Origin of the sequence: Musicola keenii (genome assembly GCF_014855505.1) — a bacterium.
Taxonomy (GTDB): domain Bacteria; phylum Pseudomonadota; class Gammaproteobacteria; order Enterobacterales; family Enterobacteriaceae; genus Musicola; species Musicola paradisiaca.
The window spans coordinates 106,464-132,952 of the sequence record NZ_JAAWVW010000011.1; the positions used below are offsets into that span (position 1 = coordinate 106,464).

Consider the following 26,489-nt stretch of genomic DNA (forward strand, 5'->3'; position numbering starts at 1 on the left):
CAATTTAGTTTACAAACGCATGAATTCAGATGATCTGAGCTTCGACCAGCGCCATATCTGGCACCCCTATACCTCCATGACCCAGCCGCTGCCCTGTTACCCGGTGGTCGCCGCTAAGGACTGTCAACTGGCGCTGGCAGATGGCCGTCAGCTGGTGGACGGTATGTCGTCCTGGTGGGCGGCCATCCACGGCTACAACCATCCGGTCATTAATCAGGCGATGAGCGACCAACTCAGCCGCATGTCCCACGTCATGTTCGGCGGCATCACTCATCCGTCGGCGGTGGCGCTGTGCCGTCGGCTGGTCGCCATGACGCCCGCTGCGCTGGAGTGCGTATTCCTGGCGGATTCCGGCTCCGTCGCGGTGGAAGTGGCGATGAAAATGGCGCTGCAATACTGGCAGGCCAGAGGGCAACGGCGTCAGCGTTTTCTGACCCTGCGCCACGGTTATCACGGCGACACCTTCGGCGCCATGTCGGTGTGCGACCCGGACAATTCGATGCACCGCCTGTATCAGGGCTATCTTCCCGACCATCTGTTCGCCGACGCGCCAGCCTGCCGCTTCGACGCTGACTGGGATCCGCAGGATATCCAACCGTTGCGCACCCTGTTGGCGCAGCACGGCGGCGATATCGCCGCCGTCATCCTGGAGCCGATCGTGCAGGGCGCGGGCGGTATGCGCGTCTACCATCCGGCGTATCTGCAACAGGCGCGCCGCCTGTGCGATCACGACGGTATCCTGCTGATCGCCGATGAAATCGCCACCGGGTTTGGCCGCACCGGCCGGTTATTCGCCTGTGAGCACGCCGGTATCACGCCGGATATTCTCTGCCTCGGCAAAGCCCTGACCGGCGGCTATCTGACGCTATCGGCGACACTGACGACCCGCACCGTCGCCGAGACGGTCAGCAACGGCGAAGCGGGTTGCTTTATGCACGGCCCCACGTTTATGGGCAATCCGCTGGCCTGCGCCGCCGCCAATGCCAGCCTGTCATTGTTAGCGGATAACCGCTGGCAGGCACAGGTCGCCGCCATTGAAACACAACTGCGACAGGCGCTGCTGCCGCTGGCGGACGTCGACACGGTGGCCGATGTACGAGTTCTGGGAGCGATCGGCGTGGTGGAAACGCATCGTCCGGTCAATATGGCGCAACTCCAGCGCTTCTTTGTCGAACGCGGCGTGTGGATCCGCCCTTTTGGTCGACTGATTTACCTGATGCCGCCGTTTGTGATCACGCCGCAAGCCTTGCAACAACTGACGGACGCTATCCGCGATGCCGTGACCGCAAAACATCAGGATCTGTTCTTATGATGTTGTCCGTTTTGATACGGAACATGTCTTTTTCGAGCATTCAGTCCCGCTACCCGGCGATTTAGCATAGTAGGTGTCTTGTCACCGACTATGGAGTTCCTGCTATGCCCGCCGTTATTTTTTCCCCTGCCCGACGAACGCTCGTCGCCAGCGTATTGGTACTGTTTCTGGCTGCCATGGACAGTACCATTATCAGTACCGCCCTCCCGGCCATCCGGCTGGATATCGGCGCCTCCGGCAATTGGCCCTGGGTGATGTCCGGTTTCCTCTTGCCCATGGCGCTGATTGCACCGCTGGCGGGCGCCTATGCGGATCGCTTAGGCATTACCGCCACCCTGAAAGGTTTTCTGTTGCTGTTTTTGTCCGCATCCGCCTTGGCAGCGCGTTGCCCCAACCTCGACTGGCTGGTCGGCGCTCGCGTCCTGCAAGGCGCCGGCGCGGGCGGTCTGGTCGTATTGGTCTATACCTTGCTGGCACAACTGTTTAGCGCCGAACAACGCGGAAAAATGCAAGGGATGCTCAGCGCCGTCTGGGGTATTGCCGCGATTAGTGGCCCGTTGATCGGCGGGGTGCTGACGCAAACGTTCGGCTGGCGCAGCGTATTCTGGATTAACCTTCCCATCGGCCTGTTCGCCCTCGGGTTACTCTTCACCCTTAACGCACCCGCCCGGCCTCTCCAGCGTCACCCCATCGATGCCGGTGCTCACGTGGTACTGGCCATGTTTTCATATGGGGTGATTGGCGTGTTGCAAGCGCTAAACCACAGTCATACGCAAGTGCTGCCGCTGGCCTGTCTGTGCGTGGGCGGGATCCTCATGAAACGGCAATTACAGCGTACCCCTCACCGTAGCCCCCTTCCGGTGGATTTCTTTCAGCGGGCCGATCTTCTTGCCGTCGTCGTACTGGTGATCCTGTCCAGCGCCGCTATTTATGCCACCGTCACCCTGCTGCCGATGGCGTTGGCACGCCATGCCGTCACCCCCATTTCGGGCGGGTTGTTGATTATGGTGGCCGCGATGAGTTGGGTATGCGGCTCGATCGTGTGCGGCCGTCTGCTCACCACCCAGGGTTATCGAAAGTTGGCTATCGCCGGGATGGTATTGCTGATGACCGGCGCGCTCATGCTGGCAGCGATCTTATCTGCGGGGAATCTATTCGCTGTTATCCCGGCCCTGTTTCTTATTGGTATCGGGACTGGACTGGTCGCCACCGTAACGCTGGTTTTCGCCCAGAATGCCGCTCCCGTCAACCGGCTTGGTAGTTGGACCTCCATGATCCAGTTCCTGCGTAATCTGGGGTCGGCGGCGGGTATCAATCTGCTGGCTGCCGTGCAGCAACAAACGTCCGCCTCATACAGCTTCACCCTGTGCTTCCTGCTGCTGGCCGGGTTGATGTTACTGGGTATTATTCCGGGATATTTTATGCCAGCATCCCGTGACGGCATTCGCGCTACAGGAACTGAACCATGAGCCATCCGCTATACGGCACCCCACGCGCCGGGCTGACGGAAAGAACGATCGATACGCTATCGGCGCACGAGAATCAGCCTCATCGACACCCGCAAGGACAATTCGTCTTGGTACGGCAGGGCCTGTTGCAGGGGTTTTCGTCGCAAAGCAGCTGGCTGTTGAAGGCCGGGATGGCAATCTGGATCCCGCCGGAAACGGTGCATTGGGGAGAAACCGCCCACCAGGCCGACCTTCTGGTGGTGTATGCCACGCCTGACCAATGTCAGGCGATAACCTGCCCGCTGAAGTTGATGGATGCGTCATGTTTGATTATCGGCCTGTGCGAGCGGCTTGCTGCGCCCAATCCCGCACTGTCCGATGCGCGACGCGAGCGGTTATTGCAGTTGCTTTTTGAAGAAATCGCGGAGAGCCCATCCAGCCCGTTGTCGTTGCCGTTACCTGACGACCCGCGGTTGAAGAAAATTACCGATGCGCTGATCGCCACGCCATCGCTGCGGCATAATCTGGATAGCTGGGGAAAACACGCAGGAGCAACCGCGCGTACCTTGTCCAGGCTGTTTATGCGCCAGACCGGTTTGTCATTTGGCGCATGGCACGATCGTCTGCTGCTATCCGAAGCCTGGCGTCAGTTACATGCCGGGTACAACAACGATGCACTCGCCCTTCATCTGGGTTTTTCGTGCGGAGATGCTTTCGGGCACTGGTTTAAACGCATCGCGGGTCTCACGCCGGGGCAAGCGCGTCGGCAGTGTCAAACGGCGCGTTTGCTCCCCTTCCAGACCGCTCGCCGAGATACCTCACGACTGCGCTAGCGCCTGGCGCCCACGAGCACCGTTCGCCCCCCGTACACACTGTACGTCTGCATGAATCCGCTGAAAGTATTTTGTGATGCATAGCACACCTACAGGAGTAGCGTTATCATACTTTCCCTTCGCTCAATCAGGGTTTTCAGTCCTATGCGTAATGCATTCACCCTTTGCTGGCAGTATTTGCGCGCTTTCGCGCTGGTCTATCTCTGTCTTTTTGCCGGCAACGCGGTATCCGCGCTGCTGCCCATTGCCATCCCCGGCAGCATTATCGGCATGTTGGTACTGTTCGCCTTGTTGGCCTCGCAGATCCTGCCGGCCCGTTGGGTCAAACCCGGCTGCAATCTGTTTATTCGCTATATGGCGCTGCTGTTCGTCCCCATCGGCGTAGGCGTGATGAACTACTACGATCTGCTACTCAGTCAGTTCGGCCCGATTGTGGTGTCCTGCTTGATCAGCACCATCATCGTCATGCTGGTGGTCGGCTATACGACCCAGATGATGCAACGCGATCGCCGTATTCCTGACACATCCACCAAACCGGGAGGAAGCAACCATGCTGAATAATATTTGGTGGTCGCTGCCGTTGACGCTGGTGGTGTTTTTCGCGGCGCGCCGGCTCGCCATGACACTGAAAATGCCGTTGTTCAATCCGCTGCTGATTTCCATGCTGGTGATCATCACCATCCTGCTGATGCTGCACATTCCCTACTCGCACTATTTCGCCGGCAGCAGTGTGCTCAACAGCCTGCTGCAACCGGCGGTGGTGGCGTTGGCGTTTCCCCTGTACGAACAGTTGCACCAGATCCATGCCCGCTGGAAGTCGATTATCAGCGTATGTTTTATCGGTAGCGTAGCGGCGATCGTGTCTGGTACGGCCATTGCGCTGTGGTTGGGCGCCACGCGCGAAATCGCCGCTTCGGTGCTGCCCAAATCCGTCACTACGCCGATCGCCATGGCCGTCGCCAGCACCATCGGCGGCATTCCCGCCATCAGCGCAGTCTGCGTGGTTTTCGTCGGTATTCTCGGCGCCGTACTGGGCCATACGCTGTTTAATCGGGTGAATATTCGCACCGCCGCCGCGCGCGGCCTGGCGATGGGCACCGCGTCGCACGCCCTCGGCACTTCGCGGTGTGTAGAAGTGGATTATCAGGAAGGCGCATTCAGTTCTCTGGCGTTGGTTATCTGCGGCATCATGACATCGTTGATTGCGCCCTTCCTGTTCCCGGTGCTGATACGGCTATTCGGTTGATGCTCCACCGTGGAGCGCCCCCGCAAGAGGCGTTTCCACACACCTTATCGATGGCATTCGCCGGATTATCGATACCGCACGCCGGATGCCAGTTGGAATACCGGTGCGGGGGCTACGAATGGATGCACAAAACTGGAATGCTTCACACATTTACTCCCTGCATTTCACTCATTTCATTTGAAAAGTGATAAAAATCACACATTACAGCGTAATCGCTTTCTACCATTCGTATCACAGTCGTCACCATCCAAGAGGGTTCTCATGCAAGCACGTTTCCAGAGCGCATTCCCCCATCTGTCTGAACCGTTACAGTCGACATTGGCGCCGATGCTGGCGCGGGATGATTTTTCCGCCATGCTGACCGCAGACGAAGTCAACCATCTCTGCGGCCGATGCCGGATCACCGTTGATGCGCTGGCGTTTGCGCTGCTCCCTTTGGCGGCGGCGTGTGCGTTGACGCCAATTTCCTCGTTCAAGGTCGGTGCTGTGGCGCTCGGGGACAGCGGCGCATTGTACTGGGGCGCCAATATGGAGTTCTCCGGCGCGCCCTTGCAACAAACCGTGCACGCCGAACAAAGCGCGGTAGCCCACGCCTGGCTGCGGAATGAAACTTCATTACGGAGCGTCACCGTCAACTACACGCCGTGCGGGCATTGCCGTCAGTTCATGAACGAACTCAACAGCGCATCGACGCTGAACATTTGCCTTCCAGGCCGTTCGCCGGCCAGCCTTGGCCATTATTTGCCCGATGCGTTCGGCCCACGCGATCTGAACATCAGCACACTGCTGATGGATAGCGTAGATCGTGGCATGACGCTGCCGGAATCCGATGCGCTGACCGCCGCGGCGCTTGATGCTGCCAATCGCAGCCACGCCCCTTATAGCCAGGCGTTCAGCGGCGTGGCCTTACAGGGCGAGCGTGGTATCTATACCGGGCGTTACGCAGAAAACGCAGCGTTTAATCCCAGCCTGCCGCCATTGCAGTCCGCACTCAATTTGATGAATTTGTCCGGCGAGTCCCATGACGCAATACAACGGGCCGTGCTGGTGGAGTCGCGCCGCGCCGCCATTAGTCAGTGGAGTGCCACGCAATCGCTGCTGGCTATGTTGGGGTGTCAGGACATCCGCCATGTTTTGGCGGAGTAACGTCGCCTTTCCCGTCAGCCCGCGGTCAACACATCGGGCTGACGCCTGCCGATCGGCCATTTGGCCAGACTTACCGCCGCGTTCACCCTGCGCCGTGCGCAAACAGGGGAAGGCCGCCTAACATCGCCCAAGATAGCGACGCCACAAGATGGTGATCGCCGTTGTTCATCCGTCAGCCTGCCGCTAAACCGCCGGGAATGGGCAATATTTGTGACGCTTTCCACATTTTCGTGATATGCAAGTCATGTGTAATTATTTTAATTAACATTTCCTGTACATATCAGCTGGGTACTTTAAGATCCGCGCTACCGATACACGGCGTTGGTTCGCCAACAGGTTTCCGCTACCTAAAAGAGTTAAAAAATCATGGAATTGGAATACGAAAGTAAACGTCCACTCTATATCCCTTACGCCGGTCCCATTTTGCTCGAATTCCCCCTGCTGAACAAAGGCAGCGCCTTCAGTGACGAAGAACGCGACCATTTCAACCTTCATGGCCTGTTGCCCAAAGCAGTAGAGACCATTGAAGAGCAGGCAGAACGCGCCTGGCGTCAATATGAGTCATTTAAGAACGACATGGAAAAACATGTCTATCTGCGCAATATCCAGGACACCAACGAAACTCTGTTTTACCGCCTGCTGGCCAACCACCTGAGCGAGATGATGCCCATCATCTATACGCCGACAGTGGGTGCCGCGTGCGAAAACTTTTCTGATATCTACCGTCGTGCGCGTGGTCTGTTCATTTCCTACCCGAACCGCGAACACATCGACGACATGCTGCAGAATGCCACTAAACAGAATGTAAAAGTCATTGTGGTGACTGACGGCGAACGTATCCTTGGCCTGGGCGACCAGGGTATCGGCGGTATGGGCATTCCTATCGGTAAGTTGTCCCTGTATACCGCGTGCGGCGGCATCAGCCCGGCCTATACGCTGCCGGTGGTGCTGGACGTCGGTACCAACAACCCGCAGCGACTGAACGACCCGCTTTACATGGGTTGGCATCATCCGCGTATCACCGGCGAGGAATATGACGAGTTTGTCGATGATTTCATCCAGGCGGTGAAACGCCGTTGGCCGAACGTCCTGTTGCAGTTCGAAGATTTCGCCCAGAGCAACGCCATGCCGCTGCTGAAGCGCTATCGCGACGAAATTTGCAGCTTCAACGATGATATTCAGGGAACCGCCGCCGTGGCGCTGGGGAGTTTGATCGCCGCCAGCCGCGCCGCCGGCAGCCAACTGCGCGACCAGACTGTCACCTTCTTGGGTGCCGGCTCCGCCGGTTGCGGCATCGCCGAACAGATCATCGCCCAGATGAAATCCGAAGGACTGAGCGATGAAGAGGCCCGCGCCCGCGTATTCATGGTGGATCGTTTTGGGCTGCTGACCGACAAACTGCCGAACCTGCTCGATTTCCAGAGCCAACTGGTGCAGAAGAGCGAAAAACTCAGCAAATGGGACATAAACAGCGACGCTATTTCACTGATGGATGTGATTCGCAACGCCAAACCGACCATTCTGATCGGCGTATCCGGCCAACCGGGTCTATTTACGGAAGAGATCATCCGTGAAATGCACCGTCACTGCCCGCGTCCGATCGTGATGCCGTTGTCCAACCCGACCTCTCGCGTCGAAGCGCGTCCGGAAGACGTTATCCGCTGGACCGACGGCGCCGCGCTGGTCGCCAGCGGCAGCCCCTTCCCCCCGGTGAAATACAAAGACCGCGTGTACCCGATCGCACAGTGTAACAACTCCTACATTTTCCCGGGTATCGGTCTGGGTGTGCTGGCATCGGGCGCTAAGCGCATTACCGACAGCATGCTGATGGCCGCCAGCCGCGCGCTGGCCGACTGCTCTCCGCTGGCGGCGGATGGCGAAGGCGCGCTACTGCCGGATCTCGGCACGATCCACGATGTTTCCAAACGCATCGCGCTGGAAGTTGGCAAAGCGGCGCAATTGGCCGGCGTGGCGGAACTGACCTCCGAAGACGCGCTGAACAAGGGGATTACCCACAACTTCTGGCACCCGCAGTATCGCCAGTACAAACGCACCTCGTTCTAATCACGATCGTTCGGTTCTCGAAGCGCGGCAACGTCCGCGCTTTTTTTATTCACCCGCGCCAACTCCCCTCACAGATATCTCCTGCCGCGTTCTCCCAAGGGGCGATCTCTGCCATAATGCGACACCATTACAGGCATATTCGATTGTGCTATGCCGTACATACCCTTAATCATTCGAGCGGCCGGGCCGCACGCCTGTGTGTTGAACGATGCAATGTTTCAGCCGCACGCGCCAGCCCCACCGATAAGCCGAATTATGCCGCCGACACGCCGGCGACTTGCGTATGACAGGTATAGCCGAATCACATCACGGAGCGGTTATGGATACTTCAGGCTTACTTTCTCTGGAACAGGCGCTGCAAAAAATGCAGGCGCAGGTTTCCCCTCTTACTGCGACTGAAATAGTGGCGCTTTCACAAGCCGCAGGCCGTATCACCGCCGTGCCGGTCACGTCCCCGGTGAATGTTCCCCCCTTCGATAATTCGGCGATGGACGGCTACGCCATTCGTCGCAGCGATTGGCGCGGCGAACCGATGCCTGTCGCCGGGAAGGCGTTTGCCGGTATTCCCTTTGCCGGCGAGTGGCCTGTCGGTACCTGCATCCGCATCATGACCGGCGCGCCGATCCCACCGGGAGCGGATGCAGTCGTGATGCAAGAACACACCGCCGCAGACAGTAACGGTCATATCCGCATTACCCACGATGTGAAGCCAAACCAAAATATCCGTCGCCTCGGCGAGGACATTCAACAAGGCGCGCAGGTGTTTCCAGCCGGTGTTCGTCTCGGCAGCGCCGAACTGCCGCTGCTGGCGTCGCTGGGGCTGGCGCAGTTGGCAGTGATACGACGCCTGCATGTGGCGCTGTTTTCCACCGGCGATGAACTGCAGGTGGTCGGCGAACCGCTGCAGGACGGGCAAATCTACGATACTAACCGTTTTGCCATCCGCTTGATGTTGTCGCAGTTGGGGTACGAGGTGGTGGATTTAGGGATCGTGCGCGATGACCCTACCGCTCTGCGTCAGGCGTTTAAGGATGCCGCCGCTGTCGCCGACGTCGTCATCAGCACCGGCGGCGTTTCCGTCGGTGAAGCGGATTACACCAAACAGATACTGGACGAACTGGGCGACATTCATTTCTGGAAACTGGCGATCAAGCCCGGAAAACCGTTCGCTTTCGGCAAATTGCAGAATGCCTGGTTCTGCGGCCTGCCGGGCAATCCGGTTTCCGCCGTAGTGACATTCTACCAATTGGTGCAACCGTTACTGGCAAGCCTCGCCGGCGACACGCATTGGCGCCTGCCGCCGCGCATCCGGGTGAAAACGGCAACGCCGCTGAAAAAATCGCCTGGTCGGCTCGATTTCCAACGCGGGATGGTTAGCCGTAACGCCGACGGCGATCTGGAAGTCAGAACCACCGGGCATCAGGGTTCCCATATTTTCAGTTCTTTTAGTCTGGGCAACTGTTTTATTGTGCTGGAGGCCGAACGCGGGCCAGTCGCCGCCGGCGAGTGGGTGGAGATCGAACCTTTCAACGTGCTGCTGAGTCATCCATGATGCTACCCGAACTGACAGACGCCGAAGCCCTGCGCTATAACCGGCAGATTGTGCTGCGCGGTTTCGATTTCGATGCACAGGAAAAACTGAAATCCTCGCGCGTGTTGATTGTCGGCCTCGGGGGATTAGGCTGCGCAGCATCGCAGTATTTGGCCGCCGCAGGAACCGGCCACCTGACCCTGCTCGATTTTGATACCGTGTCGCTTTCCAACCTGCAACGTCAGATACTGCATCGCGATGACAGGATCGGCATGACAAAGGTGGCTTCCGCCGCCGCTAGCCTGCAGGATATCAACCCTCATGTCGTGCTGGAACCGATTAACGGCGTACTGGATGACGCTGTGCTACAGGCGCTGATCGCCAGACACGATGTGGTGGTGGATTGCACCGACAATGTTACCGCCCGGGATCAACTCAACCGCGGGTGCTATGCCTCAAAGACAGCGTTGATCTCCGGTGCAGCGATTCGGATGGAAGGCCAGATCAGCGTATTTACCTATCAACAGGATGAGCCCTGTTACCACTGTCTGAGCCGTTTGTTCGGCGACTCGGCGCTGACCTGCGTAGAGGCTGGCGTCATGGCGCCGTTGGTCGGCGTGATGGGTTCGTTGCAAGCGCTGGAGGCGATTAAAGTGCTGACGCATTATGGTCAGCCGCTGGTGGGGAAATTGCTGTTGTTCGACGCAATGACGCTGCAATTTCGAGAGATTCGGCTACCTCGCCACCCCGGCTGCTCGGTTTGCGGCGCGACCGAATAGTCACCATACTGGAATTTTATTGGTGTAAGATGGCGGCCTGACTTCCCAACAGGCCGTCTATCATGGCAGAAGACATCTCCCTCGAAGAACGTATTCAGAACTCCATTACCCGCGTCGCTAAGGTGGTATTTCCCACCAATATTAACCATCATGCCACCCTGTTTGGCGGCACGGCGTTGGCCTGGATGGACGAAATCTCCTTTATCACCGCGACACGTTTTTGTCACAAACCGCTGGTTACGGTTTCCACCGAGAAGATTAATTTCAATACGCCGATTCCTTCCGGCACCATCGTCGAACTGATCGGCAAGGTTAGCCGCATTGGGCGTACCAGCCTGACGGTCGATGTCGCCGTTTATCTGGAGCACATGTATGCGGAAGGTCGAACCCAGGTGATTTCCGGCCAATTTAATTTCGTCGCCGTTAACGATGAAGGGCGCCCCGTCCCGCTATTTTGACCATCGCGTATATCCGGCGTTGGCACCACCTCCGCCGGGTATTCACCTGCAACGGCACGTCTGATTTCCGCTCGTTCAGGATATGTGCCGGTATGTTTATGCTTTTTTTTGCACCAGCACAGCTTAAAGAGGCGTTGAAGCCTCTGGGGATCAGTGCCAGAGTATGGGGAGTCGTTCTGTCATCTCATCAGAGGATTTCACCATGAATAATGCATTCCTTCAGGCCATTAAGGCCCGTCGTTCTATTTATGCCCTCAGCAGCACGCTACCCGTTTCAGAAGATCAAGTGACTCAAATCATTACCGATGCCGTCAAACTGAGCCCGTCAGCCTTTAATTCGCAAAGCTCTCGCGTGGTTATTCTGTTTGGCGAACAACACCAGAAAGTATGGGATATCGTCAAATATCAATTGCAGAAAATTGTTCCAGCTGAAGCGTTTGACGCAACCGAGAAAAAACTGGCGACATTCGCCGCCGGCGCCGGTACCGCTCTGTTTTATGAAGATACTGACGTCGTAAAATCCCTGCAGGAAAAGTTTGCCGCTTATGCCGACAACTTCCCCATCTGGTCCGAACACTCCACCGGCATTGCGCAGTTCGCCGTTTGGACCGCACTGGCACAGGCCGGAATAGGCGCTTCACTGCAACACTACAATCCGTTGATCGACGATGATATTCGTCACGCCTGGCAGTTGCCTGAAAGCTGGAAACTGCGTGCCCAGTTACCCTTCGGTGCCATCGCTCAATCCGCCGGAGAGAAAACCTTTATCCCGGATGAGCAACGCTTCCGCGTCTTCAAATAAGCAAAGCGTTGCCAGCAGTTACCCCGAAGTAACCAGATCACCAAAAAGTAACTTATTGTTTAATAAGAAATTTGGCGATACCATTCCGTTTACTGTGCTGTCGGAACTTCTTGCTGGAGCAGAGCGAAGTTCCGCTTTCTATCGAAAATTCATAAGGAAAACACATGAGCAAGATTGCGGTTGTCTACTTCTCCGGCTACGGCCACACCCAATATATCGCAGAGCAGGTCGCGGAAAGCGCCAAAGCATCGCTGGTCTCCATCGATAACAACGGTGATATTACCGATGCCGATTGGCAAACCCTCAACGATGCCGACGGTATCATCTTCGGCGCACCGACCTATATGGGTTCCGTTCCCTGGCAATTTAAGAAGTTCGCCGACGCCACCTCTAAAATCTGGTTCACCCGCGGTTGGCAGGACAAAGTCTTCGGCGGCTTTGCCAACAGCGCCAGCCTGAATGGCGATAAGCAAGTTACGCTGATTTATCTGCAAACTCTGGCGTCGCAGCACGGCGGTATTTGGGTCAGTCTGGGTCTGCCGCCGTCTAATACTCAGGCTGCGACACGCAATGACGTCAACAACCTGGGCGGTTCTGTCGGCGCATTAATTCAGTCGCCTTCCGATGCCGGCGCCGATGCTATTCCAGCGGGCGATGTGGAAACTGCACGTCTGTATGGTGCTCGCGTTGCTGAAATCACCGCACGTCTGCGCGGTTAATCCCTGCGATCGTCTGGACACGCCTTTTCGCGGCCATTGTCGCAACCCAATGCGCCAGACGATAGACAGCCAAAGGGCCGGTTTCCCGGCCCTTTTTTCATATTGCTACTAACCCGATAATCACCGGCATCGAAAATAAATAGCGTTGCCTCCGGTAGGACATTATTTTTTGGCATTCCGATCTTATTCCAAGAACAATTTTACTGCCGTAAAAAATTTATATTCACCCAATTCTCCGCCACATATAAATGTGTCAAATATGTATTAATGCCAATGTGAAAACAAATAATAAAATAACGATCACGACCGAATTGATAAATACGTTCAGAGAACGATATGACATTACAGCGTCATACAGAATAATTCGTATTCGACATCAAACTCATTGCATTGAATATGTTTGAAGGGACTTAATGATGATAGCGCTGCCTCAACCTGCTCTCGCAGTGCTCTGGCGCGGGGAACTGTATGAGCATAGCAATCAACGCTGACGACCACTCGGCTATGCTTAATCTGCTGTAAGATATCGTAATTGGTTTCCTGCTAAAGAGAAAAAATCAAAAAACAGCGCATCTCAAACGGCAAGTAATGTACGAAACAAGGAGCAACATACGCATATACACGGCCGTCGGCCAACTGTCTTCATAATGGATAAATATCGTCTTCGAACATATCAATCACCTTATAATGAAGATGCAAAAAAAATAATCTCAGCCGTCCTTATTACTGGGCGTATGTTCCGAATACTACGCAATAGAGAAACGGAATTTTCGGTCATCACCAGTGATAACGCATCATGTTATCCGGCGCTCGTGATTGACAATGTGCGTTTATGCCATCTGAGAAGCAAAAATGTAAATATGCGGCGCTATGCAAAGACATGCCCGATGTTTACTGGCATAACCGGCAAGTTTTTTATCTGTTTTGATGTGAGAGGCAGTAAAGCGATATTTCAGGAGAATGAGTAGATGAAAAATGTGGCGGAGAGAGAGGGATTTGAACCCTCGGTGGGGTTGCCCCCACAACGGTTTTCGAGACCGTCCCGTTCAGCCGCTCCGGCATCTCTCCGTAAAAACGGTGCTTATAATGCACGCTTTTATGGCATTTTAACAGGACTAACCGGCGCCTTTGAATTCAAGTGATGACTTAGCGAGCAACACCATGATGAAGTGGCAGTGGAAAAACCCGATATCGACGATGAATGAAGTATCCGAGTGGCGGCAAGCGCTGTCCATTCCGTTAATGGCCCCGCTGGAGGAGTCAGAACACCAGCGCATTGTCATGGTAGCAAAACAATTTTTACGTCAGAAACGACTGGTGCCGCTGCAAGGATTGGTACTTGATGAGTTAATGGCTAAACGCATTGCTCTGCTGTTTGCATTGCCAGTGATGGAACTGGGCATCGAATGGCTCGATGGTTTTTACGACGTATTGATCCATCCAGCGCCTTTTGAGGTCGAGGGCGAATGGATGGATGACAATGGGCTGATTCACAGCGGCGCCAGTATACAATCAGGGCAAAGCTGGGATCAGGGCCCGGTGATCCTCAACTGGCAGGAGATTCAGGACTCTTTTGATCTCTCCGGCTTTAATCTCGTTATCCATGAAGTCGCCCACAAACTTGATCTCCGGGGCAATGGCCACGTTTCCGGCGTACCGGCCATGCCGCTACGAGAGGTTGCGCTTTGGGAGCAACACCTGCATGCGGCGATGGATGAATTGCGCGAAGAAATCGAACTGGTGGGCGAAGACGCCGCCAGCATGGATCCCTATGCAGCGACCGATCCCGCGGAGTGTTTCGCCGTACTTTCCGAATACTTTTTCAGCGCACCCGACCTGCTGACCGAGCGTTTTCCGCTGGTTTATCAACATTTTTGCCGTTTTTACCGTCAATCGCCGCTGGCGCGATTGCAGCGTTGGCAAATGCAGCACCCATCGTCAGCTGCGCAGTCGGAGTGATGACAATAACGGCAGATTGTTCACAGGCTGGTCGATTGGATGACGGAAGCGATTTTACCGTTGACAGCCCATGACACGACCGATAATATGCGCCCCGTTCCAGCGATTCCTCTGTAGTTCAGTCGGTAGAACGGCGGACTGTTAATCCGTATGTCACTGGTTCGAGTCCAGTCAGAGGAGCCAATTTAAAGAAAGCAGACGTTCACTGACGTCTGCTTTTTTGCTTTTTATCAATTGGTTATCCCCTTCTTCAGGTTCACCCTCGTTCACCAAAAAACACTCGAAGCCATACCCTTTTGCTGGTAAAAATACTGGTAAAGCTGGTTCGATTTCGTTTTTACCAGCAATCGGAGGGAACCGTCATGTCACTTACTGATACTAAAGTAAAAAATGCTAAGCCGTCAGAAAAGGCGGTAAAGCTTACTGACGGGTTCGGCCTCTACTTACTGGTGCATCCCAACGGTTCAAAATACTGGCAGTTAGGCTATCGCTTTGAAGGGAAACAGAAGGTATTTTCCATTGGTGTCTATCCTGCTGTTTCTCTGGCTGATGCCAGACAACGGCGGGATGAAGCGAAAAAGCTGTTAGCCGCTGGAATCGACCCCAGCGCTAAAAAGCAGGCTGACAACAAGTCCGTTCAAGAAAGGCGTAACAATACCCGCGCTTTCAAAACGGTTGCCAAAAGCTGGTTTGCCACCAAAACCACATGGTCGGATGATTATCAGCGTTCGGTTTGGACACGACTCGAAACCTACCTGTTCTCTGACATCGGTAACAAGGACATTGCTGAACTGGATACAGGCGATCTGCTGGTTCCCATCAAAAAGATAGAAAAGCTGGGTTATCTTGAAATCGCCATGCGGGTGAAACAGTACGCCACTGCCATCATGCGTTATGCCGTCCAACAAAAGATGATCCGTTTCAATCCTGCCTATGATTTGGAAGGCGCGGTTCAGAAGCCACAGACGGAACACCGTCCCGCTATCGAACTGGAAGAGATACCTACCCTACTGGAACGCATTGAAGGCTATCGGGGACGTAGCAGGCTGACCCAATTGGCGATAAAACTCAATCTGCTGATTTTTGTGCGTTCCAGTGAACTCCGCTTTGCCCGATGGTCAGAGATCGATTTCAACAGTGCCTTGTGGGTTATCCCTGAACAGCGTGAAGCGATTGAAGGGATCAAACATTCGGGCCGTGGTGCCAAAATGCGTAGGAAACATTATGTTCCCCTGTGCAATCAGGCGCTGGCAATTTTAGAAGAGCTTAAAGACCTCACCTATGACGTTAACGGTGATGACGGCTTTATCCTGACTGGCTGTTATGATGCGATAAAACCGATGAGTGAGAACACCATTAACAAGGCGCTCCGCAAAATGGGCTATGACACCAAAACCGATCTGTGTGGTCATGGTTTTCGAACGCTGGCGTGTAGTGCCTTGATTGAATCGGGGATCTGGCCGGAAGATGTGGTAGAACTTCAGATGAGCCACATGGAAAAGAACAACGTTCGCGCTGCCTATACCCACAAGGCCAAACATCTTGAACAACGCCGCCTCATGTTGCAATGGTGGGCTGATTTTCTGGATGCTAACAGCAACGGGATGGTTAGACCGTTTGAGTTTTCGCAGAATACAAAAGGATACTGATCTGTACGATCACCACTTTGAGCACTACATGGTAGCGTCTTAATTGAATCGGGTATCGGTCCGGAAGATGTAGCTTTCAAATAAGCCACACGAAAAGACCTGTGCCCGAATGTAATGAACAGCGTCACCTGATGCTGTAATGATAGGCTGGTTTTCTGGATAGTAAGATGTAATCTCAAGGGTATTGGTGTGTCTATCGATTATCTTTCGGAAACAATAATGTTGCCAGTGCACAAACCGCTGATAACACTGAAACGATTGACAATGTGTAAAAATAAGCCAAATCATTAGATAATCTAGCCTCTTGAGTACTTAGAAACTGTATGCAAAAAGCACTAAATACCGGGCCACCTAAGCGCTGTAGTATGTTTAGAGAAGTTGCTGCCGAAGGTAGTTTATCCTTAGATATTGTGAAGTAAGCTAATGTCGTAGATGGCACTCCAATCAATCCTTGACCTACACCAGTAACCAGAAGAGCTAATGCAACAGAAATACTATAGTGAAATGCAAAAAATGAAGTTTCGATAGAAAATAACACAGTTCCCAAACAAGAAATACATGCCCCATAAAAGGCAGTTTTCCTCATTCCTAATAAATTTATTATTTTTGCGACAAAAATAAATGAAAGGATCATACCAACTCCTAATGGTGCAAGCATCACTCCTAAATGTTCTGGACTTTCTCCCATAATTTTTATTAAAAAGAGTGGCAACATAATCTGACAGGAGTAAATAACTCCATTTAAGAAAAACTGAACAAAAGAACTGATCATAAAGGTTTTGTTTTTAAACAAAGATACATCGATCAATGCATTTTCATTATTTAGCTTTGACCAATGAACAAAAACAACAAAAAGGACAAAGCCTGATAAAAAAGCGATTTTCCCACTTATTACTGGGAAATAATTTATGCCTAACAATAATAATGCAACACCAAGAGTTATAAATACAAACCCATATATATCTAATACTTTAACCTTATAGTCACAATGATCATCATTTAATGAAAAGAATGCCATAAACATACCAATCAAACTGATTGGTATGTTTAGAAAAAATAACCAATGCCAATCACCGTAACTAAGTATAACACTTGCTATTAGGGGACCTAGAAGTGGTGCTAACACTATTGTGGCTGCAGCATAACCTGAAACCTTTGCTAAATTCGTACCTGAATTTATAGCAAGCATCATCTGAGATAAAGGTGCCATTAATCCACCAAATAATCCCTGAAGGATTCTGAATATAATAAGTGAACCAATAGACCATGATATGCCGCAAAAAAACGAGGTTAGTGCATAACCCAAAAAGCAATAAATGTATAACTTCTTAATACCAAACTTCCCGACCAACCAGCCACACAATGGTATAACAAGTGTTACTGCCATCATATAGCCAGTAGAAACCCATTGAACTATAGAAACATTTTTAGAAAAATGATTTGATAATTCTGACAAAGATACATTTACAATAGTTGCATTGAGAAGTGAAATAAACGACCCAATCACAGCAATAAAAATAACCTTCCAAAGATAAGCACTTATTGTAGTATTTTTCATAATATTAATCATATTAAAAATAGACGATTTTAGCATAACGTTTTTTTTGCTAAAATGGAATGCGTCCAGTTTTGCATTATGTGCTTTTACCTTATCATATGCGGAAAAGTCACTATACAAATGCACTGTAGAGCGTTATATGTAAACCTATTGATACGCCAGAAACTCCTTGTTTGTTATAGGAGTGATTAATCATACTAACCGCAACCGTAAGCTTAACTACATATCGATCGTAGATGGCAGGTATCACAAATTTATTAATATCTTAAAAAAGGTTCAAATCATGACTAAAGCAAAAAAAATAATTGTTATTGGAGGAACAGGTTATGCGGGTTCAGCTATTGTACGTGAAGCAGTTAAGCGTCAGCATCTGGTTACCTCAGTAAGTCGCTCTGAGCCAAAAGAGCCTATAGATGGGGTGGAATACATCATATCCAGCACTGCAGATAACGAAATCATGGTGAATGGTTTTGATGTTGTTGTTGGGGCACTATCACCAAGAGGTAGTAATGTTGGCACTCTCGCTAAAGCCTATGAAAACTTAGCAATTAAAGCAGCTGCGAATGATGCTCGACTTATATTAGTAGGAGGTTTTTCATGCTTGAGGCCAGCTCTAGGTGAACCACGAATGATTGAGGCAGGGGGATTTCCTGAGGGGACACCTGAAGAAATTATTGTGGAAGCGAAGGAAAACATGGATGTTCTAAATAATCTACTGAAAGATTCAACTGGTGTAGATTGGCTGTTTGTTTCTCCAGCTCTTGAATTTTCTTCATGGACTCCGGGGGAAGATCTTGGATACTATCGTGTCGGTGATGATGTTGCTCTTTTCGACGAAAACGGAAAGTCAGCTATTAGTGGTATAGATTATGCTCGTGCTATTCTGGATGAAATAGAAAATCCCACAAGACATCGAGTTCACATAGGTATTGCTTACTAATATTCAAAATGGTGCTATTAAAAAAATTTTACTAGCACCGTCCTTTAATAGATCAGTTTCATGATTATTTTTCATCAACAACATGTAATTTAAAGCACATTAAAGTAATTTAAAGCACATTAAAACAATCAAAACAGTGGAATGAATTTCAAAAACTTATAAAAAACCCAATGCATCATATAAATAAAAATCAGAAACCAACTTATAGAAAATCCAGCCTTGAATCAAAATCTCATTTTTATAAAACATAATAAAATTCATAACTGAGCAGTATAATATTATTAGGGAATCGTGTTAAAAAACGGGAAAAGAGCTGCCGAACCCTTCTCCTGCTTAATAATGCACTACCCATTGGGTAGGATCATACATATCCACATGTATGGAGAAAAATAAGTTCATAGAACTGGAAATATACGCCATATACACAAAAAACCAAGACACTTTATTAAAGTGAATATATCAAAATACATATATTAGATATAATATTTTTTCAGCACATGTAAAAGTTCAAAGAATAAATATTAATTTTATTTCCTTTGAAACCCATGTTACCAAATCGGATCGTTCTGATCATAAACCCAACTAAGCCCATACTGATCTATAGCCCAGCTTTTTAGTTGGCTATGTGAAACATACTTTAATGATGATATATAGGTGACCACAGGTTTTAATACACCGTATTTTTCAATATTACCTCTATCACTAAAATCAAGCACACGGTTATTAACCTGACTTGGCGAAGAAAAAGGGATATGCAGTTCAAGAAAGTCTCCATTGGGGAACTCAACATAAGACATTGCCCTGTCACTACCGATCATTGCTACGTAAATGGTCAATTGGTCTAACGTGTAGTATCCATCCGGTGGCGTTATAACAGCGGCAGACGCTGATATTGACGCACTGATACTCGATGAAACACTGGCACTGGTTGAAAGTGATAATGAAGCTGATGTGCTGGCAGATAACGATGCTGATTGTGAAGCGCTAAGACTGGCACTTGTGCTTGCTGATTTTGACGCCGATATACTGGTGCTGGTCGAAGCACTCAAACTTGCCGATGTTGAGGCAGATTTTGACGCAGAGATCGATGCTGATTGACTGGCACTGATGCTACTACTCGTTGAAGCGCTAATTGACTGACTTACGCTTACTGAATTTGATGCTGACTTGGAAGCCGATACAGATGCACTGATTGACGCAGATTGTGATGCTGATACCGAATTCGAGATAGACGAAGACACAGACTTACTGGCACTCATAGATGCCGATGTTGACGCTGATTTACTGGTAGACAGTGATGCTGACGTACTGGCAGATTTGGATGCAGAGGTCGATATTGCCGTGCTTGCCGCGACTTCTGCCTCTGAACCTTCACGCAGTTCCCCAAGATTAAGCGGGAAAGCCAACGTGTTTTTTAAGATCTGCATTGAGATAGGATAGATTTCCTGAACGCTTCCATCTGGTTTAGCACTCATCAGATAAGCATCTGACGTATTGAATATGGTACGAATCTGTTGGACGGTTTCCCTGACTGCAGCATCATGCTTTTCATTGCGATAAAAGCTTAATGCGGTATAGGCAATGCCCGAAGCAACCCCAAGAACTAAAACAATTTCTAATATTGAATATCCTTTTTTACTTTTCATTTTTATACCTTATTATTTGATAGATAGCTGATGGTTTTCTCTGGTCTGCATGGTTTTACGATAAATTTCATAGCTGACATTAATGATGTTTTCTTTTTCAGCAGAACCACCAGAGGAATGAACAATATCTCCACCAGAATCGTAAAGGGCGTAGGTTTTCGGATAGACAAAATGATTAACTACAATTGTATTATCTTTTCCAGATTTACATAATGCGGCTGTTTTATCCGTCACAACCGTGTTTCTGTTCCATGTGGTGCCAGATGCAGGCGGAGTTAATGGAACATATTGACTGTTAATTAATACTTCAAAATACTGTCCCGCTAATTGCGTTGCCAATGTCGCACATGACTTATCAGATACATTGCTTAGCGTTAGTTTTAGGACGTTAGCACCGATGTATGCTGTATTGTATTCTAATGAATACACACTACCGATTGGCGCTTTGAAAATACTATCGACTGATAATGCCTGTGATGTAAAACCACTGAAAACTAATAGGCATAAAATTTTTGTTTTGTTGAATGGCATAATATCTCCTGAAATTTTTAATCTATACTCAGGAGATAATCAATTTATTCATTTCTAGCAAGTGGTTAACAAAAGGATTTTATTGTGAACAGTTTTCAATTATACGCCAACACATGAATAACTTATCTTAACAAGGTTATCAGTCGATGCAGCTACAGAAAATGTGTAATCACTGCCCGAAGGAGTTTCTACGGTGTGGAATAGTGTCACGCTTGAACCGGATGCCCTGCCGTGGTCGTATTCAAACGCTGCCGTTTTATCAGATTCAACCAGAACCCCTGCAGCATAGAGATTTGCGGTCATTTGATACACTGCGTAATAGACAACCCAATTGACGTAAGCGTGAACCAATATTTTTCCGGAAACACCACTTCTACAGGTAAACGCTGTATTGTTGCTAATGTTGCCTGATGAAACGACCGTATTGCCCTCGTTGCCCTTCCATTTACCATCAACACACCACACAGGCGAACCATTTGCCGCCTTGCTGATAAGTCCGTTGGGTGAGCATGTTTCACCAGTAATAGCTGTTGATGTGGGTTGTATATACCTTCCTGCTATGTTTCCTGACGCGGAGATACCCCCTGACGCTTTACCATTACCCGATGCAGTAATTTTAAGATCTCCACGGATTTTTTGGCTGCCTACAACATCCAACTTTACGGAATCATTGATAAAAGGGTTAACATCCATCAAAAGCATATACCCGTCAGCATTTCCGCCTTCCAATCTGACTGACAGCGCGTTAGTGTCAGTTGAGGAACTACCACCGCCAATGGTCATTCGGGTGTTATTGGTATTTGCGACAAACTCTTTTGATCTGATGGTGTTGCTGTTTATCACGTTAAGGGAATTGATGACGCCATCAAAAACAGCGCTGTTTTTGACATAGAGATCGGTAGAACTCACTTTCTGCGCATAAACCATATTTGCATTGTTGATGTTCTTACCTCCCATATTCAGATCCCCTGTCATAGGGAGTGTCCCATCACGACGTAGGTAAACTGAATACATGGAGGAATCGTATCCGACACGGTAGGCCAACAGCCCAGCCGCATTAATTCTACTATAGTTATTTTGGTTCTCAGTCCATTGACCACTCGTACCTGATGCAACAGACGCGGATTGCGTCATTCCGCTATCAATGCCAGCGGCTTGCATGGCTTTGCCTAACAAATCATAGCGAATACGGTTCCCTTCTGACCAAGGCAATGTTGTAATAACAAGTCCGTTAATGACGTAGTTAGGTGTGGTGCCAGCGCGTTTTAACAGAATCTTATAAGAAGACTTTTGCATGTTGATACCGGTATGTCCCGCAGGCAACAACCCTTCATTTACTAACGTCTGATAGGTAATTTCACAGCCATTAGCCGAACAGGTTCTTGGTCCCGGATCGCTGGTCTGGCTGCTACTGGATGAAAGCGTTGAAAGCTTGTCAAAACGAATACTGATGTAACGATTAATCGCCTCCCCCATTTGTTTCATCTGCTGTCCTACAGTATTCGCCATGATGTTTTCCTGATCGCTTTTCATGTCCTGAAACTTCATAAAAGCCATCGCCGTTCCAATACCTAAAACCAATGTTATTTCCAATAAGGAAAAACCTTTATTGCTTTTTGTTTTCATTTTTATCGTCCTTTTTTATTTTCACGTACTATTTAATTAACAAAAATAAAAAAGTGGTCAATAGAGGATAGATATTCACGCTAAACATTTTAGATAAAAACTCTGTAGTGTATTGCTAAGTATTTAATATAAAAAAACCTCATTATTAATGATAGGTATATTTTGACAAAAACATTCCAATAAAGTAAATGAACTTATCACACAAATTATAAAAGGAAAAAATGATATGTTATTTAACGCCAAAAGAATAATTACATCACTGGTGAATAATCTAAAAAAATGCGATATTTCCGCAAAAAAGATAATCCATATATTAAGCCTGCTACATGAACCTAATATGAGTTTCACCTGTAAAATATATGATAATGATAAAATAGTTTTTAACATCGGCAATGGTAAAGATGAATCGCTGACGCAAGACTCTTCCTCAGATTTTTACTACATAAAAGCAAATGAAATCATTGAGGAAGTTGTTCCTATGCTTATTCAACGATATGTTATCCGATGTGCGATCCATAAACACCTTGAGCAAGAAATTTGCCTCAATGACCAGAAAACTAAAGTGCTCACTCTATTCTTAATTGATAACATCGAATCTTATCGCCAGATTAACGAAAAAGGACAATATATGCCGGGTAAATATGTTCGTATCTTTGAAGAAGAGTATTTGAAAGAAATTACAAAACCCGCATACAAAACTTTGCCACATTCATATCCTGAGCGAATTCAAGAAACTTATGATGGCTATTTTTCAATCGATGGAAAGGGTTCATGGACCAAATCACACAAAACGAATAATGAAAATACCGAGCGAGGTTATAACCTCATATTGTTGTATAAAGAAGAGTTTTCAAATTTTTCTCACCCTGTTAGATTCATTTTCTCCTACACAGAGCTAAAAGAATACTGGAACAGTCCCCGCGCACTTCATCTCTTCTGTAATCTTTATAATATAGAGAATAAACGTTATCGTTTAGTGTTTAATGAAAGTGCTCTGATACAATCGTTTAGCCAATCACTTTCTAGAATGAAACCAGTAGAAAAGATGATCTATTTGTTAAGGCTCAGCACCATAACACTACAAGTTTCGTTATTTACGTTGTGGAAAAGCTTCTACCTGAATCTCTCAGCATTGTAATAAAGCTTAATAGGGGGATAAAAAATTTTTCATTTGTATCCAATTTACTACCGCGCCCTCTGGGGCTTGCTCAACAGCTCACCGACCTAAAAGCAAGTTTTAGGCCGGTTCACCGTTCGGACGTGAAAAACATGATTAGGTCTTGGACTTATTTAAAACATTTTCGATATAGTATTGGCCTTGTGCTCTATAAACCTTAACATCACTCTCATGAAGATTGTGTATGTTAAGTAAAACCCCAAAGACTAATTCCTTATCTACATAACCAATATCACATCCTAAGACTTTGGCAACCTCTGCACCGAAAATAATTTTCTGACGGGTATTTTCTTTTTTTGTTTGTTGTTTCTTTTTGGCTTCTAAGAAGTAAAGGCGTTCCTGTGCTGAAGCAATTTGTTGTTTGATTGTTTTTGTTGTCATATGTCATTCTCCCAATGTTTTCTATTTTTATTATAAGGGATACTCACATAGTCATCATTATTCAGTTTTTTCTTGATTGATTTTATCTTCAATTTAAATTGCTGTTTAACCTGATGCTCTCTGAATTTCTCCCTTATCTGATTCACTCGTTTTTCTGCTTCTAAATAGGCTTGTTCTGTATCGGTATAAACACCTTCATCAAGAAGTTTTTTGGCTTCCCAATCAATGGCTTCATCGTTATTTTTATACATTAAACCTCCTTGTGTTTGTTGTTCATTATCCTTTACCATATTTTGAATAATTATCAATATAGGAAGCTCATTTTATTTTATAAAATACAAGCTCACAAGACTGATATTAATAGCCCATATCACAGCATTAATGCCAATTAAAATTAATGCTGTTTCATCCAACTCACCAAGTTTCATGTTATTCTCCTTTTTCACGTTCCATTTTATTTAACTTATATCACCCATGTTGGCAAGTTTAGTTATTAGCCACTATATAATTAACTTAACCACTCACAAATGAGCGATTAAGTGGGTTAAGCGCTTATATGTGAGCGGCTAACTGTCCCATAATATTCATGCCATTAAGGCATGGCGGTCTGACCAGTTGAACGAAATTGCAAAAATTATGGCGGAAAATTAAATTAAGCAACACTATGCGATAGTAATCACTCACTGTTTTGTCTAATACTCACCACGTTACTTAATTTTTCTCGTTAGTATTTTTAATTTTACCTGTTAATTTTCACTCTGATTTTCCATCTTAAGCTGTGAATTGTGCAACATGGAAAACTACAGATAAAATCCACTATTTTCTTGTTTGAGTGCTTTCCCGCCTTACGGCGGGATAAATTAACACTATCATTGTCCTTCGGACACCATCCAAAACTCCACTGATGTAATATCGCATAATACTTCGCCCTTTCATCTAGATTGCGCCGCTTAATTTGGCGTTTTGTTCTGTTCTGGTTTTACAGGTATTCATATATTTCGTATTAATTAAGTAAGCTGTTTTTACATTGTTAGAAAAAACAATGCCCACTTATACACTCACTTCGTGAGCGTGTGGGGTCTACCGACGGTTGCCTGCCGCAGGCTAAAAGCAAAACCAACATCAACACATAGAGTTTTTCTTGCGAAAAACTAACAGCAGCATAGTTATATTTGAGGGTATTTTTTATATGGCAATTTTTCATCTGGAGTTTAAAATTGTGAAACGCTCGGAGGGCATGTCTTCCTGTAGGAAGGCTGCTTACCATGCGCGTTGCAAGATAACAGATGATCGCACTGGCAATACCTACGATTTTAGCCACAGAACAGATTTATTCCATCATCTGATATTAGCACCTGTTTCCGCACCTGCTGATATTGTCGAAAACTCAAGCTCCTTGTGGAATGAAGTTGAAAGGGTTGAGCGTCAGAAAGACGGTCAAACAGCCCGTTATTTTGATGTGGCTATTCCCTGTGAACTGAATAATGAAGAAAAGATAAAACTGGTCGTTGAATACTGCCAGAAGAATTTCGTTGATAAAGGGATGATTGCCGATATCGCTTTCCACGATCTTGATGGTAATAATCCCCATGCGCATGTGATGTTGACATTAAAGCCGATCACCGCTGATGGCTTTGGTAAAAAAGAAAGGAGCTGGAATGACAAGAAAAACGTAATCTTTTGGCGTGAATCATGGTCTGTGATTGCCAACCGCTATCTTGAAGCCGCAGGTACTGAGAAACGTATTGATCATCGTTCTATTGAGGCTCAACATAATGAAGCACTCGAACATGTTGCTATTACCTTGGATGCAGAAGAAAAAGCACTATGGCTTGCCAAAGCAACAGCAACCAGCCGCCCGGCAATGCAACGTGTTCATCGTGCCAAGTGGAACAGTCGAAGCGTTCAGGAAAAACGTGCTGCTGAACAGGCTGTACGCGATGAGATGAAACAGGAAGCACAGGCTACATATAGTGTCTTCAAAAAGTTGGATCTTCAGATCGTTGTTGACCTCAGAAGCTTTACCATGTCGCAGCTTCCTGAACCTGTTGAAATCGTCTTACCTGAGATACAACTTCGAACAGAGTTCTCTGAAACAGGTTCGCAGTCAGCATCATCAGAAGACCAAAAGCCTGTTCTGGTTGCCCCTGCGCCTCATACACGCACCAAATTGAAAACCCCACTTTCTTCAACTGCCAGTACGATTAAACGCGCTCCAGTCAAAAGTAAGAGAAGGCAGGTTAAACCTCGTCAGAGTGGTGTGTTCAAGCGTTTCACTTTGCTGGTAGTGGAATACATAAGAGAGAAATTTGTCTGGGCCAGAAAGAAGTCCGTTGCTCCTGATATTGATCACGACAAGCGTATTGCTGAAAACTACGTGTTTGACGAGGTGCTGGGGATCTATGTTCCACGCGCTGAACATGAAAGACGCTCAAGGTTCAACAGTGATGATTACAAGCCTACCAAGGAGGAGATCAGGCGTTTTCCAAGTCGTCCGGTTAAGCCAGTACAGCCTGATGATGATCTTGACTACATGCCTTCGCTCGTGGCTGATAGAAAATCGTCAGTACCTAAATTAAAACCATATACTCCCCATAAAGATAGGTAACCGATAATTATATAATTTTAGATAAGATATATTCATCTGAAAAAATAAAAAGAAACCATATCATATGCTAAATACT

General features: G+C 48.4%; 23 protein-coding genes and 2 tRNA genes. 18 read left to right on the forward strand and 7 right to left on the reverse strand.

Translation table 11 applies throughout. From position 1 onward, the window contains the following. Nucleotides 1-19 precede the first annotated feature (19 nt). The 12 genes from bioA to HEP82_RS13175 all read left to right on the forward strand — a co-directional run bounded on the left by bioA (nt 20) and on the right by HEP82_RS13175 (nt 12,338). Complete coding sequence (gene bioA, locus HEP82_RS13120; RefSeq protein WP_192458492.1) at nt 20-1,312, forward strand: adenosylmethionine--8-amino-7-oxononanoate transaminase; 1,293 nt, start codon at nt 20-22, stop codon at nt 1,310-1,312. Between the two features lie 104 nt (nt 1,313-1,416). Further along, nucleotides 1,417-2,781 (forward strand): MFS transporter, encoded by a 1,365-nt coding sequence (locus tag HEP82_RS13125; RefSeq protein ID WP_192458493.1) that lies wholly within the window; start codon nt 1,417-1,419, stop codon nt 2,779-2,781. Beyond that, nucleotides 2,778-3,593 carry an AraC family transcriptional regulator gene (locus HEP82_RS13130; RefSeq protein WP_192458494.1) on the forward strand — a complete coding sequence of 272 codons (816 nt, stop codon included), beginning with the start codon at nt 2,778-2,780 and terminating at the stop codon, nt 3,591-3,593. Before HEP82_RS13125 ends, HEP82_RS13130 begins: the two co-directional genes overlap by 4 nt. 144 nt (nt 3,594-3,737) lie before the next feature. Then, nucleotides 3,738-4,154 (forward strand): CidA/LrgA family protein, encoded by a 417-nt coding sequence (locus HEP82_RS13135; protein ID WP_192458495.1) that lies wholly within the window; start codon nt 3,738-3,740, stop codon nt 4,152-4,154. Then, nucleotides 4,144-4,839, forward strand: a complete 696-nt coding sequence (locus HEP82_RS13140; RefSeq protein WP_192458496.1) for a CidB/LrgB family autolysis modulator — start codon at nt 4,144-4,146, stop codon at nt 4,837-4,839. The genes HEP82_RS13135 and HEP82_RS13140 overlap by 11 nt, the downstream gene beginning before the upstream one ends. A 261-nt stretch (nt 4,840-5,100) precedes the next feature. Continuing rightward, entirely contained in the window at nt 5,101-5,985 is an 885-nt protein-coding gene (gene cdd, locus HEP82_RS13145; protein ID WP_192458497.1) for a cytidine deaminase, read from the forward strand. A 366-nt stretch (nt 5,986-6,351) separates the two neighbouring features. Beyond that, nucleotides 6,352-8,049 carry an NAD-dependent malic enzyme gene (locus HEP82_RS13150; protein ID WP_192458498.1) on the forward strand — a complete coding sequence of 566 codons (1,698 nt, stop codon included), beginning with the start codon at nt 6,352-6,354 and terminating at the stop codon, nt 8,047-8,049. Between the two features lie 319 nt (nt 8,050-8,368). Beyond that, nucleotides 8,369-9,601, forward strand: a complete 1,233-nt coding sequence (gene moeA, locus HEP82_RS13155; protein ID WP_192458499.1) for a molybdopterin molybdotransferase MoeA — start codon at nt 8,369-8,371, stop codon at nt 9,599-9,601. Further along, nucleotides 9,601-10,359, forward strand: coding sequence for a molybdopterin-synthase adenylyltransferase MoeB (gene moeB, locus HEP82_RS13160; protein WP_192458515.1), 759 nt, complete (start codon nt 9,601-9,603; stop codon nt 10,357-10,359). Before moeA ends, moeB begins: the two co-directional genes overlap by 1 nt. A gap of 62 nt (nt 10,360-10,421) precedes the next feature. After that, nucleotides 10,422-10,817, forward strand: a complete 396-nt coding sequence (locus HEP82_RS13165) for an acyl-CoA thioesterase (RefSeq protein ID WP_192458500.1) — start codon at nt 10,422-10,424, stop codon at nt 10,815-10,817. 202 nt (nt 10,818-11,019) lie between these two features. Next, nucleotides 11,020-11,619: a nitroreductase family protein gene (locus tag HEP82_RS13170; RefSeq protein ID WP_192458501.1), complete on the forward strand. Its 600-nt coding sequence runs from the start codon at nt 11,020-11,022 to the stop codon at nt 11,617-11,619. Between the two features lie 164 nt (nt 11,620-11,783). Further along, nucleotides 11,784-12,338: a flavodoxin family protein gene (locus HEP82_RS13175; RefSeq protein ID WP_192458502.1), complete on the forward strand. Its 555-nt coding sequence runs from the start codon at nt 11,784-11,786 to the stop codon at nt 12,336-12,338. Nucleotides 12,339-13,316: 978 nt separating this feature from the next. On the opposite strand, the gene HEP82_RS13180 is transcribed toward HEP82_RS13175, so the two are convergent. Beyond that, nucleotides 13,317-13,406: transfer RNA gene (locus tag HEP82_RS13180), tRNA-Ser, on the reverse strand. A 93-nt stretch (nt 13,407-13,499) separates the two neighbouring features. Here HEP82_RS13180 and mtfA point away from each other — a divergent pair. The 3 genes from mtfA to HEP82_RS13195 all read left to right on the forward strand — a co-directional run bounded on the left by mtfA (nt 13,500) and on the right by HEP82_RS13195 (nt 15,946). Then, complete coding sequence (gene mtfA / locus HEP82_RS13185) at nt 13,500-14,297, forward strand: DgsA anti-repressor MtfA (protein WP_192458503.1); 798 nt, start codon at nt 13,500-13,502, stop codon at nt 14,295-14,297. 107 nt (nt 14,298-14,404) lie between these two features. Further along, nucleotides 14,405-14,480, forward strand: a tRNA-Asn gene (locus HEP82_RS13190). Between the two features lie 179 nt (nt 14,481-14,659). Next, nucleotides 14,660-15,946: a tyrosine-type recombinase/integrase gene (locus HEP82_RS13195; RefSeq protein WP_192458504.1), complete on the forward strand. Its 1,287-nt coding sequence runs from the start codon at nt 14,660-14,662 to the stop codon at nt 15,944-15,946. 193 nt (nt 15,947-16,139) lie between these two features. On the opposite strand, the gene HEP82_RS13200 is transcribed toward HEP82_RS13195, so the two are convergent. Next, nucleotides 16,140-17,504 (reverse strand): DHA2 family efflux MFS transporter permease subunit, encoded by a 1,365-nt coding sequence (locus HEP82_RS13200; RefSeq protein ID WP_225622459.1) that lies wholly within the window; start codon nt 17,502-17,504, stop codon nt 16,140-16,142. Between the two features lie 283 nt (nt 17,505-17,787). Here HEP82_RS13200 and HEP82_RS13205 point away from each other — a divergent pair, with 283 nt between their 5' ends. Next, nucleotides 17,788-18,444 carry an NAD(P)-dependent oxidoreductase gene (locus HEP82_RS13205; RefSeq protein WP_192458505.1) on the forward strand — a complete coding sequence of 219 codons (657 nt, stop codon included), beginning with the start codon at nt 17,788-17,790 and terminating at the stop codon, nt 18,442-18,444. A 548-nt stretch (nt 18,445-18,992) separates the two neighbouring features. On the opposite strand, the gene HEP82_RS13210 is transcribed toward HEP82_RS13205, so the two are convergent. The 3 genes from HEP82_RS13210 to HEP82_RS13220 form a co-directional block, all read right to left on the reverse strand. Beyond that, nucleotides 18,993-20,090 (reverse strand): type II secretion system protein, encoded by a 1,098-nt coding sequence (locus tag HEP82_RS13210; RefSeq protein ID WP_192458506.1) that lies wholly within the window; start codon nt 20,088-20,090, stop codon nt 18,993-18,995. Between the two features lie 12 nt (nt 20,091-20,102). Continuing rightward, nucleotides 20,103-20,621 carry a type 4 pilus major pilin gene (locus tag HEP82_RS13215; RefSeq protein ID WP_192458507.1) on the reverse strand — a complete coding sequence of 173 codons (519 nt, stop codon included), beginning with the start codon at nt 20,619-20,621 and terminating at the stop codon, nt 20,103-20,105. 99 nt (nt 20,622-20,720) lie between these two features. After that, a complete protein-coding gene (locus HEP82_RS13220; RefSeq protein ID WP_192458508.1) occupies nt 20,721-22,247 on the reverse strand; it encodes a shufflon system plasmid conjugative transfer pilus tip adhesin PilV in 1,527 nt (508 codons plus the stop codon). A gap of 226 nt (nt 22,248-22,473) precedes the next feature. Between HEP82_RS13220 and HEP82_RS13225 the strand changes: the two genes are divergently transcribed. Then, complete coding sequence (locus HEP82_RS13225; protein WP_192458509.1) at nt 22,474-23,385, forward strand: hypothetical protein; 912 nt, start codon at nt 22,474-22,476, stop codon at nt 23,383-23,385. A gap of 135 nt (nt 23,386-23,520) precedes the next feature. Here HEP82_RS13225 and HEP82_RS13230 read toward each other — a convergent pair whose 3' ends face one another. Then, complete coding sequence (locus HEP82_RS13230) at nt 23,521-23,805, reverse strand: conjugal transfer protein TraD (RefSeq protein WP_192458510.1); 285 nt, start codon at nt 23,803-23,805, stop codon at nt 23,521-23,523. Continuing rightward, entirely contained in the window at nt 23,802-24,056 is a 255-nt protein-coding gene (locus HEP82_RS13235) for a hypothetical protein (protein ID WP_192458511.1), read from the reverse strand. Before HEP82_RS13235 ends, HEP82_RS13230 begins: the two co-directional genes overlap by 4 nt. Before the next feature lie 938 nt (nt 24,057-24,994). Here HEP82_RS13235 and mobQ point away from each other — a divergent pair. Then, nucleotides 24,995-26,413 carry a MobQ family relaxase gene (gene mobQ, locus HEP82_RS13240; protein ID WP_192458512.1) on the forward strand — a complete coding sequence of 473 codons (1,419 nt, stop codon included), beginning with the start codon at nt 24,995-24,997 and terminating at the stop codon, nt 26,411-26,413. Nucleotides 26,414-26,489: the final 76 nt, after the last annotated feature.

Excerpts from the sequence above, each read along its gene's own strand:
- HEP82_RS13225 (WP_192458509.1), top strand. The coding sequence starts at position 22,474 with ATGTTATTTAACGCCAAAAGAATAATTACATCACTGGTGAATAATCTA.
- HEP82_RS13170 (WP_192458501.1), top strand. The coding sequence starts at position 11,020 with ATGAATAATGCATTCCTTCAGGCCATTAAGGCCCGTCGTTCTATTTAT.
- HEP82_RS13125 (WP_192458493.1), top strand. The coding sequence starts at position 1,417 with ATGCCCGCCGTTATTTTTTCCCCTGCCCGACGAACGCTCGTCGCCAGC.
- HEP82_RS13135 (WP_192458495.1), top strand. The coding sequence starts at position 3,738 with ATGCGTAATGCATTCACCCTTTGCTGGCAGTATTTGCGCGCTTTCGCG.
- mobQ (WP_192458512.1), top strand. The coding sequence starts at position 24,995 with ATGGCAATTTTTCATCTGGAGTTTAAAATTGTGAAACGCTCGGAGGGC.
- moeA (WP_192458499.1), top strand. The coding sequence starts at position 8,369 with ATGGATACTTCAGGCTTACTTTCTCTGGAACAGGCGCTGCAAAAAATG.
- HEP82_RS13175 (WP_192458502.1), top strand. The coding sequence starts at position 11,784 with ATGAGCAAGATTGCGGTTGTCTACTTCTCCGGCTACGGCCACACCCAA.
- HEP82_RS13210 (WP_192458506.1), bottom strand. The coding sequence starts at position 20,090 with ATGAAAAGTAAAAAAGGATATTCAATATTAGAAATTGTTTTAGTTCTT.
- HEP82_RS13220 (WP_192458508.1), bottom strand. The coding sequence starts at position 22,247 with ATGAAAACAAAAAGCAATAAAGGTTTTTCCTTATTGGAAATAACATTG.
- HEP82_RS13235 (WP_192458511.1), bottom strand. The coding sequence starts at position 24,056 with ATGTATAAAAATAACGATGAAGCCATTGATTGGGAAGCCAAAAAACTT.
- bioA (WP_192458492.1), top strand. The coding sequence starts at position 20 with ATGAATTCAGATGATCTGAGCTTCGACCAGCGCCATATCTGGCACCCC.
- HEP82_RS13195 (WP_192458504.1), top strand. The coding sequence starts at position 14,660 with ATGTCACTTACTGATACTAAAGTAAAAAATGCTAAGCCGTCAGAAAAG.
- HEP82_RS13150 (WP_192458498.1), top strand. The coding sequence starts at position 6,352 with ATGGAATTGGAATACGAAAGTAAACGTCCACTCTATATCCCTTACGCC.
- HEP82_RS13200 (WP_225622459.1), bottom strand. The coding sequence starts at position 17,504 with ATGAAAAATACTACAATAAGTGCTTATCTTTGGAAGGTTATTTTTATT.
- mtfA (WP_192458503.1), top strand. The coding sequence starts at position 13,500 with ATGATGAAGTGGCAGTGGAAAAACCCGATATCGACGATGAATGAAGTA.
- HEP82_RS13230 (WP_192458510.1), bottom strand. The coding sequence starts at position 23,805 with ATGACAACAAAAACAATCAAACAACAAATTGCTTCAGCACAGGAACGC.
- HEP82_RS13140 (WP_192458496.1), top strand. The coding sequence starts at position 4,144 with ATGCTGAATAATATTTGGTGGTCGCTGCCGTTGACGCTGGTGGTGTTT.
- HEP82_RS13130 (WP_192458494.1), top strand. The coding sequence starts at position 2,778 with ATGAGCCATCCGCTATACGGCACCCCACGCGCCGGGCTGACGGAAAGA.
- moeB (WP_192458515.1), top strand. The coding sequence starts at position 9,601 with ATGCTACCCGAACTGACAGACGCCGAAGCCCTGCGCTATAACCGGCAG.
- cdd (WP_192458497.1), top strand. The coding sequence starts at position 5,101 with ATGCAAGCACGTTTCCAGAGCGCATTCCCCCATCTGTCTGAACCGTTA.
- HEP82_RS13165 (WP_192458500.1), top strand. The coding sequence starts at position 10,422 with ATGGCAGAAGACATCTCCCTCGAAGAACGTATTCAGAACTCCATTACC.
- HEP82_RS13215 (WP_192458507.1), bottom strand. The coding sequence starts at position 20,621 with ATGCCATTCAACAAAACAAAAATTTTATGCCTATTAGTTTTCAGTGGT.
- HEP82_RS13205 (WP_192458505.1), top strand. The coding sequence starts at position 17,788 with ATGACTAAAGCAAAAAAAATAATTGTTATTGGAGGAACAGGTTATGCG.